This window comes from Duganella sp. 1224, from assembly GCF_013408245.1.
Lineage (GTDB): Bacteria > Pseudomonadota > Gammaproteobacteria > Burkholderiales > Burkholderiaceae_D > Rugamonas.
In genome coordinates this window covers 62,600-75,970 of record NZ_JACBYS010000005.1, presented here as the reverse complement: position 1 = coordinate 75,970, position 13,371 = coordinate 62,600, and the positions used below count along the sequence as shown (strand labels likewise).

Here is a 13,371-nt window from a genome sequence, read left to right as displayed (position 1 = left end):
GGTCAGACCCCGTACGGGGTCCGACCCCGGTGTGCCGCTGTGCGGGGTCAAGCGCTCGCCATGGCCTGCGCAAACGCGCGATACGTGTGCAACGGCCGCCCCAGCAACGCGGTCAGCCGGGCCTGATCCCCCGTCGCCGGCAGCATGCCATCGCTGACGTAACGCTCGGCCATCAGGCGCATCTCGTACGCCATCCACTTCGGCATGAAGGAGGCCAGATTCTGCTCGAAGCCGCTCGGATCGTCACCGCCATACACCACCGGCCGGCCCAGCACCTCGCTCCAGATGGCGGCCAGGTCCGCGCCGGTCAGCGTATCCGGCCCGACCAGGTTGATGATCTCGTTCGGCAGCTTGCCGGGCGCCTGGGCGCGGCGGATCAGTTCAATCGCCGCCACCTCGGCGATGTCGCGCACGTCGATCATCGCCACGCCCTTGCCGCCGATCGGCATCGGATACACGTGGTGGTTGAGGATCACGTCCTTCACCATCAACTCATTGTCGATGAAGTACGCCGGGCGCAGGATGGTGGCGCTGAAGCCCATTTGCTCGATCATGCGCTCGGCGCCCTGCTTGACGGCGAAGTGCGGCACGTTGACGAAGCGGTCGCTGTGCAGCACCGACAGGTACACCACCCGCTCGACGCCGGCCGCGCGCGCCACGTTCAGCGTGATCAGCGCCTGGGTGAACTCATCGCCGGCCACGGCGTTGAGCAGGAACAGCGTGTTGACGCCGTCAAACGCGGCGCGCAGCGCGTCGACATCGAGCAGGTCGCCGCGCACCACGTCGACGCCGGCGGGGAAGCTGGCCTTGGCCGGATCGCGCACCAGCACGCGCACCGAGGCGCCGCGCTGCACGAGTTGTTGAACGACTTGGGTGCCAACACGGCCGGTGGCGCCAGTAACGAGGATCGTCATGATGTTTCTCCTTTTGGGATGTGGTTGAAAGATGAGTCCATGGTAGACGTCTCGCGGACGGTCCGATAGATGGTATATTTGGACATCCTGTCTCATTGGTGGAACACATGGACCTGCTCGCCCTCACCGATTTCAACCTGGTCGCCCGCCACGGCGGCTTTGGCAAGGCCGCGCGCGCCAGCGGCCGGCCCAAGGCCACGCTGTCGCGCCGGGTGGCGGAACTCGAAACCAGCCTCGGCCTGCGCCTGCTGGAGCGCGGCGCCCGCACGCTGCAACTGACCGAGGAAGGCCGCGCGCTGCACGAGCGCACCGCCACGCTGCTCAACGACATCGACGAAGCCGCCGCCGACATCGCGGCTGGCGGCGCCACGCCGCGCGGCCGCCTGCGCGTCAGCGCGCCGCTGTTGTTCTCGCAAACCGCGATGGGCAAGCTGGCCGCCGAGTTCGCGCTGAAGCACCCGCAGGTGCGGCTAGAGGTCAGCACCGAGGACCGCCCGGTGGACATGGTGGAGGAAGGCTACGACCTGGTGATCCGCGTCAACCCGGATCCGGATGAAAGCCTGGTCGGCCGCGTCTTTCTGCGCGACCGGCTGGTGGTGGTGGCCGCGCCGGGCCTGACGCGGCCGGCCGATGGCGCGCCGGTGGCCGCCATCGTGCGCAGCGCCAGCGCGGCGCCGGCGGCCTGGCGGCTGCGCGCGGCCGATGGCCCGGTCAGCATCGCCATCCAGCCGGTGCTGCAACTGTCCTCGCTGCTGATGGTGCGCGACGCCGCGCGCGCCGGGGCCGGCGCCGCCATGCTGCCGGTGTCGCTGGTCAGCCACGACCTCGCGGCCGGCACGCTGCGCCACTGGGGCGACATCGACGGCGCCGAGATCGCCTTGTGGACGCTGTATCCGTCGCGGCGCCTGCTCAGCACCCGCGTGTCGGCCTTCCTCGACTTCATCCGGCAAGCTTTCCCCAACGGCACGCCGGACGAACTGGCCGCTTACATCACGCGCTGACGGCGCAGGAAGGCGGGCAGCAGCGACCGGCGCGCGTAGGCCAGCCGCGCCGGCACCCGCAGCCCGACCACCGTGCCGGCGCCCGGCCGCGAGACGATGTGCAGCTCGGCGTCCAGCCGGGAGGCGCGCTCGTACAGGCCCGGCAGCCCGAAGTGACCCGGCGTGCCACGCTGTTCCAGCACCTGCGGCGGCATGCCGACGCCATCGTCGCCGATGTCCAGGTGCAGCGCAAAACGGGTGTAGCGCATGGTGACGGTCAGCTTGCTGGCCCGCGCGTGCCGCACCGCGTTGACGATCGCCTCCATGCCGATGCGGTAGATTTCATGGGATGACGCCGGCTGCAACTCGCGCTGCTTGCCGAACACCTGGCTGGCGAACTGCACCTCGCCATCCTTCGCCAGCACGGCGCCGTCCCTGCTGAGCAGCGCGAACACGCCTTCGTCGTAGACCTCGGTGCCGCGCACATCCAGCACCTGCTTGCGGCCTTCGCTGAGCACAATGTCGGCCTGCAGCAGCAGCCGGTCCAGCCGCGCGCGCGCCGGTTCATCCGGCGGCAGCCGCTTGGCGGCGCTGTCGACGCCGAGGATCAGCGCCTGCATGCCTTGCAGCAGCGTGTCGTGCAGTTCGCGGGCGATGCGTTCGCGCTCGCCATGACGCGCCTCCAGCTGCGCCTTGAAGGCCTTGGCGGTCTGCTTCAGGCGGAGCTGGAACGCCAGCCAGACCAGCCACGCGGCCGCGCCGGCGCACAGCGCCTTGAACCACAACGTCTGGTAGAAATTCGGCGTCAGCGTGAAGCGCAAGCCCGGCCCTTCCTCGGACCAGTGGTCGCCGCCGTTGGCGGCGATGACGCGGAAGTGATACTGTCCGGGCGGCAAACCGGTGTAGAACGCCTGGCGGCGCGCGCCGGCGTCGCGCCATTCGGTATCGTAGCCATCCAGCCGATAGCGGAAGCGCATGCGCTCGGGCGTGCCCAGGATGGGGCTGGAATAGTTGAGCTGGACGTCGCGCGCGCCCGGCGCCAGCGTCACGTTCGACGGCAGGCGGAAATGCTGCTCGCCCGCCTTCAGCGATTCCACCGTCACCGGCGGCGGCAGCGGCGCCTTCAGCAGATGGGCCGGGTCGATCCACGACAGGCCGCCGCCGTCGGCGAGCCAGATTTTGCCGTCGCCCGCTTCCGCCACCGAAAAATTCTGCAGCACGCTGGACACGCCAAGCCGCCCGTCGATGGCGTCGAACACGCGCACCTGCGACGGCGCGCTCGGCACCCCCTGCAGGAAATCTCGCAGGCCGCCGGTAATGCGCACGGTGCCGGAGGCGGCGTTGATCCACACGTCGCCGGCTTTGGTCACCACAATAGCGGCCACATCCATAAACGTGTGGCCGCTGACTTTCCAGGCCTGGAAGCGCTGCTTGCGGTACACCGCCAGCCCGCGCTCGCCGCCGGCGATCACCTGGCCGTCCGCCTCGTACAGCAGGAGCACGCGGCCCAGGTCCATGCCCTGCGCGGGCGACAGCAGCGACACCTTGCCATCCTGCAGCAGCGCGATCTTGTTGTCCGGGTAGCCGAACCACAGGCGCCCCTGGCTGTCGGCCAGCATCGACATCGGCGTTTGCTTGCCCTCCTTGGGCAGGGCGGCGTGGCGCCGCCACTGGCCGTCCTTGTACTGATAGACGCCGGTGGCCACCACCGAAATCCACGGCGCGCCATCACGGTCCTGGATCACCTGGCGCACCAGGTGCACCGGTCCCATGTCGGCCGGCCAGCCTATCGTTTCCTCTTTCTTGTTGGGCCAGACGCGGTGCAAGCCGGCGCGGTCGGCCAGCAGGAAGGAGCCGTCCGGCACGCGGATGCCGGATTGCGCATGGCCGCCCGGATGGCGCTTGAGCCAGTCGGTGTTTTGCACGACGCCATCGGGCGTCAGCGCCACCCAGCCGCCGTCGAAGTTCGGCGTCACCGCCGTCATCACGTTGCCGTCGCCGGCCAGCAAATGGCTCTGGCCGAGCACGTAGGTGCCGAGCGAGGGCGTGACCCGGTTGACGTCGACCTGGCGAAAGCGGTCGATGCCGTCGCTGGTCGCCAGCCAGATATTGCCTTCGCGGTCTTCAAAAAAACTGTAGATGATATCGGCGGACAGCCCGTCGGTTTTTCTGAAGCGCTCGGTCATGGCGGGGTGGTCGGGATCGGTGCGGTGCAGGCCGGCCTGGGTTTCGTACCACAGGCTGCCGGAACGATCGATCAGCATGCTTTGCGCCGCGCCCGGCTTGCCTTTGAAGATGGGCGCGTGGTCCGCCTGTTCGTAGCGCGCCAGGCTATCGATGACGCGGATGCTGGACTCCTCCATGAAATAGATGCGTCCATCGGGGCCCAGCTGCGGCGGCTGGCGCACATCGGTATGGCCGATCGGCTTGTGGAAGACCGCGCTGTTGGCGGGCTTGAGGAACAGCCCCTGTTCGCTGAAAGCGCCCACGGTGCCCTCCCGGTCGACAAAAATCGCCGAGGCTTTTTTCGCCGTAAATCCCTGCTGCTGGCCGATGCGGCGCCACTGCTTGCCATCGAAATGCACCAGGCCATCCACGCCGGCGGCCCAGACGCCGCCCTGGCGGTCAAAATCGAAGCCCCACCAGCTGCCGCCGCTGACGCCCTGTTCAACGCCGTAATTGATCGCCGCGCCGTCGCGCACCAGGCTGATGCCGCCCACGCCCCAGCCGATCCACAGGCCGACGCCCGGCTGCGCCTTGAGAAAATACACGTAGCCACGCGGCAGGCTGCCGCTGCGCGGCTGGAACAATTCGAAGCGCACGCCGTCAAAGCGGTACAGCCCGGCGTTGGTGCCGAGCCAGAGATAACCGTCATCGGTCTGCGCCATCGTGCCGGGCGACGGCGGCACGCCATCCTTGGCGGTCCAGCTTTGGTGCTGGAGCTGGGAGAGTTTGCGTTCCAACGGGATGGCGAAGGACGCGCCACACAGCAACGCGCAGAACACAGCCACCCAGATTCTCAACATGCTCTTCCTTCCAAAGATTAACCAAACGCAACGGTCTACTCTACGCATCTCATCTGTGAGAAGCAAGGCAAGCACAGCGGTTACAATTCGTCACAAATATCGCTTGCTATTAGATCGTGTGCTATGTATAGTACGTACATGGGCGCTGCAAACAGCGCAAGTTGTAGTAGATTAGCAAGCTAACCTCCCCATTCGGTAGATAGCTAGCGATTGAATAGCCAACTAAACTCAACAGTATCACTCACTGAAAGGAAATATCATGTCGCTCGAAAAAGTCCTGTACACCGCACACGCTAAAACCACCGGCGGCCGCGAAGGCCAATCCGCTTCGTCGGATGGTCACCTGTCCGTGAAACTGAGCACCCCGAAAGAACTGGGCGGCGCCGGCGGTGACGGCACCAATCCGGAACAGCTGTTCGCTTCGGGCTACGCCGCCTGCTTCATCGGCGCGATGAAATTCGTTGGCGGCCGCGACAAGATCGCCGTGCCGGCGGACCTGTCGGTGGAAACCTCGGTCGGCATCGGTCCTATCCCGACCGGCTTCGGCATCCAGGTCGAGCACAAAATCTCGCTGCCAGGCATGGACCGCGAAACCGCGCAGAAACTGGTCGACGCCGCGCACATCGTGTGCCCATACTCGAACGCCACCCGCGGCAACATCGACGTGACCCTGACCATCGTGTAATCGGTCCAGCCTCACGCAAGGCCGGCCCCTCGTTCAGAGGCGCCGGCCTTTTTCACATACAATCAATGCTTTGATCCTGAACGAGACGCGCAATGATTGAGTGGCACTGGCTGCATTTTGACGAGATTCCCCGCAATGACTGGTACGAAGTGCTGCGCCAGCGGCAGGCGGTGTTCGTCCTCGAACAAACCTGTTTGTACCCCGATATCGACGGCGCCGATCCGGTCTGCCATCACCTGATGGGCTGGCGCGAGATCGACGGCCAGCGCACGCTGATGGCCTACCTGCGCTGCGTGCCGCCGGGCGTGAAGTTCGACGAGATGTCGCTGGGTCGCGTACTGACCACGCAGGCCGCGCGCGGCTCGGGCGTGGGCCGCGAGCTGCTGGCCAAGGCGATTCCTTTGGCCGAGCAGTTGCATCCCGGCTGGGGCTTCCGCATCGGCGCGCAAGCGCACCTGGAAAAATTCTATGCCAGCTTCGGCTTCCGGACCGTGACCGCGCCGTATGACGAGGATGGCATCATGCACGTGGATATGGTGCGTTAAAACGTCAGGATGAAGCGCGCGCCGGCGCCGACCTGGCGCGCGTGGCGCACCGTGCCGCCGTTGGCGTGCACCAGGTGGCGCACCATCGCGAGGCCAATGCCCCGGCCCTGCTTTTTGGTCGAGAAGAACGGCGTGAAGATATGCGCGGCCAGCGCTTCCGGCACGCCCGGGCCGTTGTCCGACACGTCGATGCGCAGTCGGCCGCCGCGACTCAGGCGCGCGCTGACCTGGGCCTGGGTGCCGGCTTCCGCCGCGTTCTTCAGCAGATTGATGAGGGCCTGCTCCAGCTGCCCCGGATCGATCATCACCTCCAGCGAGGCCGGCTCCACCGAGAACGACAGCCGGCCCTGCCATTGCGGTTCCAGCAGCGCCTTCAATCGCTCGAACAGTTCTTCCAGCGGCACCCGTTGCGGCTGCGCTTGCGGCACGGTGGACAGGCTGCGGTAGCTGCCCACGAAGTCCACCAGGCTGGCGGCGCGGCGGGCGATGGCGTCCAGCGCCGTGCCCAGGTCGGCGTGGATGTCGGCCGGCAGGGCGGCCTGGGCGTCGTCCAGCAGGCCGCGGGCGGTGCGCGACAGCGAGGCCACCGGCGTCAGGGAGTTCATGATCTCGTGCGTGAGCACCTGCACCAGTTGGCGCCAGGCGTTGAGGGCTTCGGCTTCCAGTTCGCTTTCCACCGGCATCAGCGCGGCCAGGCGCTGGGATGCGCCCTGCACGGACAGCGCGGAGACGGCCACCAACGCGCGCTCGGCGCCGCGTTCGGTGTCGAAGCTGACCAGCTGGCGCTGGCCGACCGGCTGCGCGGCCAGCAGCTGATGCAGATCCTGCGGCGCGCTGGCGCGGCCGGGGGCCAGCAGCCTGCGGGCGGCGGCGTTCAGCGGCGCCACCGCGCCGACGCCGGCCGCGTGGTCGATGCGGAACAAAGCGATCGGCGCGTGTTCAAGGCGAGCCTCCAGCGAAAGCATGGCGTCGGCCAGTGACGGCGGTGGCGCCACGTCGCCGCCCAACTGCGCATCGCTGGCCCCCTGCGGTCGGGCGACGGGGGCGGCTGCGGCGGGATGGCGGCCGGTCGCGCCCTCCATGCGTGGCGTACGCAGGGCGAGGCGGCGCAGGCAGCGCCACAGCAGCGATGCCGGCGCCAGCGCCAGCAGGCCACACAACACGATGCGGCGCGGCTCGGGCAAGGGCGACAGCAGGTCGGCGGCGACCGACAGCGCCATCAGGCCGGCGACGCCGGCCGCCACGCCCAGCTTGAGCGCGCGCTCAGATGCCATGCTTGCCCAGCTTGCGGTACAACGCCGCGCGACTGATGCCGAGCGTCTTGGCCGCATGGCTGATGTTGCCGTTGAACTGCGCCAGCGTGGCGGCAATCGCGGCGCGCTCGATGGCGTCCAGCGTGGTGTCAGCGCCAGCGGCGCCTGCCGGTGCCACTCCATCGCGCGGCGCGGACGCCGCGGGCGGCTCGTCCATAACAGGCCACGCCGGCGCCGCGCCGGCGGAACTGGCCAAACCAAAATCGGCGACGCTGTATTCCGCGCCCTGCCCCAGAATCGCCGCGCGCTCGCACGCATGGCGCAAGGCCCGCACATTGCCGGGCCAATCGTGCCGCGCCAGGACCTCCAGCGCCGCCGCCGACACAGTGCGCGCCGGCCGCTGGTACTGCGCCTCGTACACCTTCAGGTAATGCGCCAACAACAGCGGCACATCCTCGCGCCGCTCGCGCAACGGCGGCACGCGGATCACAATGGTATTCAGCCTGAATAGCAAATCCGCGCGGAATACCGACGGATCGAACAGCCGCGCCTCATCCAGATTGGTGGCGCTGATGATGCGCACATCGATGGCCTCCGGCTTGTCGGCGCCGATCGGCGTCACCTCGCGCCGCTCCAGCGCCGTCAACAACTTGGCCTGCGCGGCCAGCGGCATATTACCGATTTCGTCCAAAAACAGCGAACCGCCGCGCGCTGCCTGGAAACGGCCGGCGCGGTCCGACTTCGCATCCGTGAACGAACCCTTGCGATGGCCGAACAATTCACTCTCGAACGTCGATTCCGGCAGCGCCCCCATGTCCACCGCCAGCAGCGTGCCGCCGGCGCGGCGCGACGCCGCATGAATCGCCCGCGCCACCAGCTCCTTGCCCACGCCGTTTTCACCCAGCACCATCACATTCGCCTCGGTCGGCGCCACGCTGGCGATCAAGGCCTTCAACTCGCGCATGGCGCGCGACTCGCCCATCAGATCCGGCGAACCGATGCCGCCGCCGCGCACCGCCTCGCGCCGCGCCAACGCCTGGTCCACCGCCGCGATCAACCGGGCGTTGTCCCAAGGCTTGGTAATGAAATCGCCGGCGCCGCGCTTGAGCGCCTCCACGGCCAGCGGCACGTCGGCATACGCCGTCATGGCGATAACAGCCGGCGGGCGCGCCTGCGCGCGCAACACATCCAGCAGCGCCAGCCCCTCGGCGCCGTTGATGCGGCCCGGCGTAAAGTTCAGGTCCAGCAGCACCACGTCCGGCACACCACGCGCCAGCAGCGCCGGCAAGCCAGCCGGATCGGTCAGCGTGGCCACCTGGCCATAGCGCCGGCGCAGCAGCATTTGCGCGGCGGTGGCGACATCGGCATCGTCATCAAGGATCAGGATATGGGCAGACATGCAGGCATTCTAGCAGCAGCACAACCGCTGTAAATGCCCGCTTCCGGCGGCTGTTCGCTAGTGAACAGCGCGCGCTGTCCGGAAATGAACACTTCGGCGCCGCCAGCGCGCAAAAGCCGCGTTTTTGGCATGGCACAAGGTTTGCAGTAAGGCCGATATGCACACCAAAAAAATTTTTGATACCGCCACGCCACCACTCCCCGCCAGCGGCGCGGCGATGGATGTCGTGGTGCCGCGCCGGCGCGGCAAGCGCATCGCCGTTATCGCCGCCAGCGTTGCGGCGACCGCCGTCGCCGCGTACGCGTTGTGGTCGTGGATGCCGCGCGGGCTGCAGATCGACGGCACCGACCTGCGCATCGGCCAGGCCACGCGCGGCGTGTTCGTCGACGAGATCATCGTGCGCGCCAACGCCGAGCCGCTCAACTCCGTCATCCTCGATGCGGTGGAATCCGGCCGCGTGGAAGAAGTCTTTGCCGCCGACGGCGCGCTGGTGAAAAAAGGCCAGCTGCTGTTCCGCATCTCCAACCCGCAGCGCAACCTGGAACTGCTGGCACGCCAGTACGAACATTCGGTCAGCGTCTTCAACCTGTCCAACCTGCGCGTGGCGCAACAGGCCAGCGCCAGTGACCACCAACGCCGGCTGGATGACCTGCAGTTCGCGCTGGATCAGGCGCGCAAGCAGCACGCGCGCAATGTGCGGCTGGCGGCGCAGGGCTTCATCTCCAGCGTGGCGCTGGAAGAATCGGAAGATAAACTCGCGCAACAGGAGCGCGCGCTCAGGCAAGAACAGCAATCCAACGTGGCCGAATCGCGCGTGCGCCAGGGCGCCGAGCAGCAACTGGAAAGCTCGATCCAGGGGCTGAACTCCGGCCTCAAACTGGTGTCCGCCACGGTCGACGCGTTGGCGGTGCGGGCGCCGGTGGAGGGCCGGCTGACCAATTTCCGCCTGCAGGTCGGCGAATCCATCGCCACCGGCAAGAACATCGGCCGCATCGACGACCCCGCGCGCTTCAAGCTGACCGCCAACGTGGACGAGTACTACCTGAACCGCATGGCAGTCGGCCGCCATGGCAACGTGCAGCAGGATGGGCGCAGCTATGCCGCCGACATCAGCACTATCTACCCGCAGATCAAGGATGGCCGCTTCACCGTGGAGATGGTGTTCACCAAGGGCCAGCCGCCGGTGCTGAACCCCGGCCAGAGCCTGGACGCGCGCATCACGCTGGGCGAGCCGGCATCGGCGCTGCTGCTGCCCAACGGCGCCTTCATCAACGACAGCGGCGGCGCCTGGGTGTATGTGCTGGACGCCTCTGGCCACAGCGCCCAGCGGCGCGCCGTGCGCACCGGGCGCCGCAACAACAGCCAGATCGAAGTGCTGGAAGGCCTGAGCGCCGGCGACAAGGTGATCCTGTCCAGCTACGCCGCTTACGGAAATTCACCACGGCTGCAAATTACGCAGTAACCTCTTATCTAATTCACCATAAGGCACACGCACATGCTCAAACTCGTCGGCGTCAGCAAAGTTCACCAAGCGGGAGAAATCCAGACCACGGCCCTGGACCGCATCGACCTGGAAATCGAAGCGGGCGAATATGTCGCCATCACCGGACCATCCGGCTGCGGCAAGTCCACCATGCTGGGCATCCTGGGCCTGCTGGATGTGCCGACGCGCGGCGAATACTGGTTCGAAGGCCAGAACATCGCTGGCTGGAGCGAAGCGCAGCTAAACAAGCTGCGGCGCGGCCGCATCGGCTTCATCTTCCAGAGCTTCAACCTGATCGAAGAGCTGACGGTGTTCGAGAATGTGGAACTGGCGCTGGAATACAACGGCACGCCGGCGCGCGAACGGCGCGAGCGCGTGACGGCAATGCTGAACAAGCTGGGGGTCGGCCACCGCGCCGGCCACCGCCCGTCGCAACTGTCCGGCGGCCAGCAGCAGCGCGTGGCGATTGCGCGCGCGCTGGTGTCCGGCCCCGCCGTCCTGCTGGCCGACGAACCGACCGGTAACCTGGACAGCGCCCACGGCGACGAGGTCATGCGCCTGCTGCGCGACATCAACGCCGAAGGCACGACGGTGGTCATGGTCACCCACTCGCCCGACCACGCGGCGCAAGCCTCCCGCACCCTGAACCTGCTGGACGGCCGCATCATGGTGGATGCGCTGCAAGCGGCATGATACCGCGCGACTTCCGCATCGGCTGGCGGCTGCTGTTGCAACAGCCAGCGTACTCGCTGGTGGTGATCGGCGGCCTGGCGGTGGGCTTTGCCGCCTGGTTCCTGCTGTTCGGCTACGTGGCCTACTGCCTCAACTTCAACAGCGGCATTCCGGACAGCGACCGCGTGGTGGCGGTCAAGCAGCGCATCAACGTCTTCCCGCGCCCGGACTGGCAGCTGTCGGCATTGCTGTCGTTGCGCCAGACCGCGCGCGACAGCGGCATGGTCGAGGAATCCATCATGATGAAGGACATCGACGTGCCACTGCGCGTCGGCGCCGAATTGCGCGCGATGGATCTGCGCGTGACCGATGCGGCCTTCGGCAAGCTGTTCAACATCCACGCACTGCAAGGCGACCTGCAGGCGGCGCTAACACTGCCGGATGGCCTGGCGCTGACGCGTAGCGGCGCCGCCAGGCTGTTTGGATCGCACCCGGCGCTGGGGCAAAGCGTGCAGGCCGGCGACGCCACCCTGCAGGTGCGCGCCCTGCTGCCCGATCCGCCAGCCAACGGCAGCCTGCAATACGAGGCGCTGGTCGGCATCGCCAGCAGTGCCTGGCCGGAGCGCGACAGCGCGTTCAGCAAACCAGGACGTGCCGCGCTGTTCATGAAGCTAAAACCTGGCACCTCGTTGGCCGCGCTGACGGCTCTGTTGCAGGAAGCCAGCGAGCGCGAGCCCTTCAACCAGCGGATGAAGCAGGGCGCGCTGGGCAAGCGGCTTAACGGCCGCAATGTCGCCGATATCCGGCTGCTGCCGCTGCGCGATGCCTATTTTGACGACGATATGGCGGCCAGCCGTTCCGGCGAGCTTTACGGGCGGCGCGCCAATGTCTACGCGCTGGCGGCGGGCGGCGTGCTGATTCTGCTGCTGGCAGCGATCAACTACGTCAATCTGGCCACCGTGCGCACGCTGCGCCGTCAGCGCGAGATCGGCCTGCGCAAGCTGCTGGGCGCCAGCACCGGCCAGCTGGTGCGCCAGTTCCTCAGCGAAGCGGTGCTGACCACCATGCTCGCGGCAATCCTCGGTCTGATGCTGGCGTGGCTGCTGCTGCCCACCTTCTCGGATCTGCTGAACCGCAAGCTGGAAGGCATGTTCACGCTGGCACATTGCGCGATCGCGCTGGGCTGCAGCGTCATCATCGGCGTGTGCGCAGGCGCCTATCCCGCCTGGCTGGCGCAGCACGCCCGCCCCGCCACCGCGCTGGCGGGGCGCGACAACAGCGAAACCATCACCGGCCTGTGGCTGCGGCGCGTACTGACGGTGGTCCAATTCGGCAGCGCCATGGCGCTCAGCGCCGGCACGCTGGCGGTCAGCTGGCAGACCTGGTACGCCAGCCACGCCTCGCCCGGCATTGACGTCCACCAGCTACTGGTGCTGGACATGCCGTTCGATTCCAGCACCAAGCCCGAAGCGCAAGCCTTCCTCGACCAGATGCGCCGCCTGCCCGGTGTGGATAGCGTGTCCACAATATCGGAAGCGATTGGCCGTGACGGACTCAAAGTTATCAACGTCACCGCTACCCGAGGCGGCAATGAACTATCGATGGAGGCCAAAATGGTCAGTCCCAACTGGTTCGAGGCAAATGGCCTGCATGCGCTCTACGGGCAAAGCTTCAGTCCGCGCATCGATCCGCGCGATGACAAGGACATCGGCGGCGTGATGCTGAATGCCGATGCCGCCATCGCGCTCGGCTACGCCACGCCGCAGCAAGCCATCGGACAGCGGCTGCCGCCTGTGGGTGCGGAAATCATCGGTATCGCGCCAGAGATCCGTTACCAGGGGCTGCACTCACCGGCCAAGGCGCTGATCTACCGCGTGCGGCCGGGTAGCGTGGTGATGCTGCGCACCAGAGCCAGCGTCGAGCAGGCCTACGAGATGATCATGCCGTTGTGGCGTCGCAGCTTCCCCAACGCCATCCTGGACATCAAGACGCAGCAACGCATCCTGGCCGACCGCTACGCCGCCGACGCACGCCTGATGCGCATGCTCGCCATCAGCAGCCTGACGGCGATTGCGCTGGCGGCGTTCGGCATCTACGTGCTGTCGGCCTACAGCGTGCAGCGCAACCGCCGCCAGATCGTGCTGCGCAAGCTGCACGGCGCGGCCGGCAAGGACATCGCGCTGATGCTGGGACGCGAATTTTCGGTGCTGGTAGCGGCCGGCGCGGTCATCGGCCTGCCACTGGCGGCGGTGGGCACGCAGCGCTATCTCGCCAGCTATACCGAGCACGCGCCGGTCGGCTTGTGGACGCCGCTGGCGGCGCTGCTGCTGGCGGTGCTGGTGGCGCTGCTCGCCACCACGCGCCACACGCTGACGGCCATGCGCATGTCGCCGGCACTCGCGCTGAAGGACTGA

General features: G+C 67.3%; 10 protein-coding genes. 6 read left to right on the top strand and 4 right to left on the bottom strand.

Going from position 1 to position 13,371, the window contains the following annotated elements:
• Positions 1 to 47: 47 nt before the first annotated feature.
• Positions 48 to 914 (bottom strand): SDR family oxidoreductase, encoded by an 867-nt coding sequence (locus FHW58_RS20455; protein ID WP_179675022.1) that lies wholly within the window; start codon positions 912 to 914, stop codon positions 48 to 50.
• Positions 915 to 1,021: 107 nt separating this feature from the next.
• Here FHW58_RS20455 and FHW58_RS20450 point away from each other — a divergent pair, with 107 nt between their 5' ends.
• Complete coding sequence (locus FHW58_RS20450; protein ID WP_179675021.1) at positions 1,022 to 1,915, top strand: LysR family transcriptional regulator; 894 nt, start codon at positions 1,022 to 1,024, stop codon at positions 1,913 to 1,915.
• Here FHW58_RS20450 and FHW58_RS20445 read toward each other — a convergent pair.
• Positions 1,900 to 4,920, bottom strand: a complete 3,021-nt coding sequence (locus FHW58_RS20445; protein WP_179675020.1) for a sensor histidine kinase — start codon at positions 4,918 to 4,920, stop codon at positions 1,900 to 1,902. The two genes, FHW58_RS20450 and FHW58_RS20445, sit on opposite strands and share 16 nt — an antisense overlap.
• Before the next feature lie 259 nt (positions 4,921 to 5,179).
• On the opposite strand from FHW58_RS20445, the gene FHW58_RS20440 reads away from it, so the two are divergent.
• Together FHW58_RS20440 and FHW58_RS20435 are read left to right on the top strand one after the other, a co-directional pair.
• The gene (locus FHW58_RS20440) at positions 5,180 to 5,605 is read left to right on the top strand and encodes an organic hydroperoxide resistance protein (RefSeq protein ID WP_179675019.1); all 426 of its coding nucleotides are present in this window, start codon (positions 5,180 to 5,182) and stop codon (positions 5,603 to 5,605) included.
• A gap of 92 nt (positions 5,606 to 5,697) precedes the next feature.
• Entirely contained in the window at positions 5,698 to 6,150 is a 453-nt protein-coding gene (locus FHW58_RS20435; RefSeq protein WP_179675018.1) for a GNAT family N-acetyltransferase, read from the top strand.
• Here FHW58_RS20435 and FHW58_RS20430 read toward each other — a convergent pair.
• On the bottom strand, positions 6,147 to 7,424 hold the full coding sequence (locus FHW58_RS20430) for a PAS domain-containing sensor histidine kinase (protein ID WP_179675017.1): 1,278 nt from the start codon (positions 7,422 to 7,424) through the stop codon (positions 6,147 to 6,149). The genes FHW58_RS20435 and FHW58_RS20430 overlap by 4 nt on opposite strands.
• Positions 7,414 to 8,802 (bottom strand): sigma-54 dependent transcriptional regulator, encoded by a 1,389-nt coding sequence (locus FHW58_RS20425; protein WP_179675016.1) that lies wholly within the window; start codon positions 8,800 to 8,802, stop codon positions 7,414 to 7,416. The genes FHW58_RS20430 and FHW58_RS20425 overlap by 11 nt, the downstream gene beginning before the upstream one ends.
• Before the next feature lie 157 nt (positions 8,803 to 8,959).
• Here FHW58_RS20425 and FHW58_RS20420 point away from each other — a divergent pair, with 157 nt between their 5' ends.
• The 3 genes from FHW58_RS20420 to FHW58_RS20410 are packed head-to-tail and all read left to right on the top strand — an operon-like array spanning position 8,960 to position 13,371.
• Entirely contained in the window at positions 8,960 to 10,264 is a 1,305-nt protein-coding gene (locus FHW58_RS20420; protein ID WP_229265421.1) for an efflux RND transporter periplasmic adaptor subunit, read from the top strand.
• A gap of 33 nt (positions 10,265 to 10,297) precedes the next feature.
• A complete protein-coding gene (locus FHW58_RS20415) occupies positions 10,298 to 10,978 on the top strand; it encodes an ABC transporter ATP-binding protein (protein WP_161043271.1) in 681 nt (226 codons plus the stop codon).
• Entirely contained in the window at positions 10,975 to 13,371 is a 2,397-nt protein-coding gene (locus FHW58_RS20410) for an FtsX-like permease family protein (RefSeq protein ID WP_179675015.1), read from the top strand. The genes FHW58_RS20415 and FHW58_RS20410 overlap by 4 nt, the downstream gene beginning before the upstream one ends.

Excerpts from the sequence above, each read along its gene's own strand:
- FHW58_RS20440 (WP_179675019.1), top strand. The coding sequence starts at position 5,180 with ATGTCGCTCGAAAAAGTCCTGTACACCGCACACGCTAAAACCACCGGC.
- FHW58_RS20420 (WP_229265421.1), top strand. The coding sequence starts at position 8,960 with ATGCACACCAAAAAAATTTTTGATACCGCCACGCCACCACTCCCCGCC.
- FHW58_RS20450 (WP_179675021.1), top strand. The coding sequence starts at position 1,022 with ATGGACCTGCTCGCCCTCACCGATTTCAACCTGGTCGCCCGCCACGGC.
- FHW58_RS20435 (WP_179675018.1), top strand. The coding sequence starts at position 5,698 with ATGATTGAGTGGCACTGGCTGCATTTTGACGAGATTCCCCGCAATGAC.
- FHW58_RS20430 (WP_179675017.1), bottom strand. The coding sequence starts at position 7,424 with ATGGCATCTGAGCGCGCGCTCAAGCTGGGCGTGGCGGCCGGCGTCGCC.
- FHW58_RS20425 (WP_179675016.1), bottom strand. The coding sequence starts at position 8,802 with ATGTCTGCCCATATCCTGATCCTTGATGACGATGCCGATGTCGCCACC.
- FHW58_RS20415 (WP_161043271.1), top strand. The coding sequence starts at position 10,298 with ATGCTCAAACTCGTCGGCGTCAGCAAAGTTCACCAAGCGGGAGAAATC.
- FHW58_RS20410 (WP_179675015.1), top strand. The coding sequence starts at position 10,975 with ATGATACCGCGCGACTTCCGCATCGGCTGGCGGCTGCTGTTGCAACAG.
- FHW58_RS20445 (WP_179675020.1), bottom strand. The coding sequence starts at position 4,920 with ATGTTGAGAATCTGGGTGGCTGTGTTCTGCGCGTTGCTGTGTGGCGCG.
- FHW58_RS20455 (WP_179675022.1), bottom strand. The coding sequence starts at position 914 with ATGACGATCCTCGTTACTGGCGCCACCGGCCGTGTTGGCACCCAAGTC.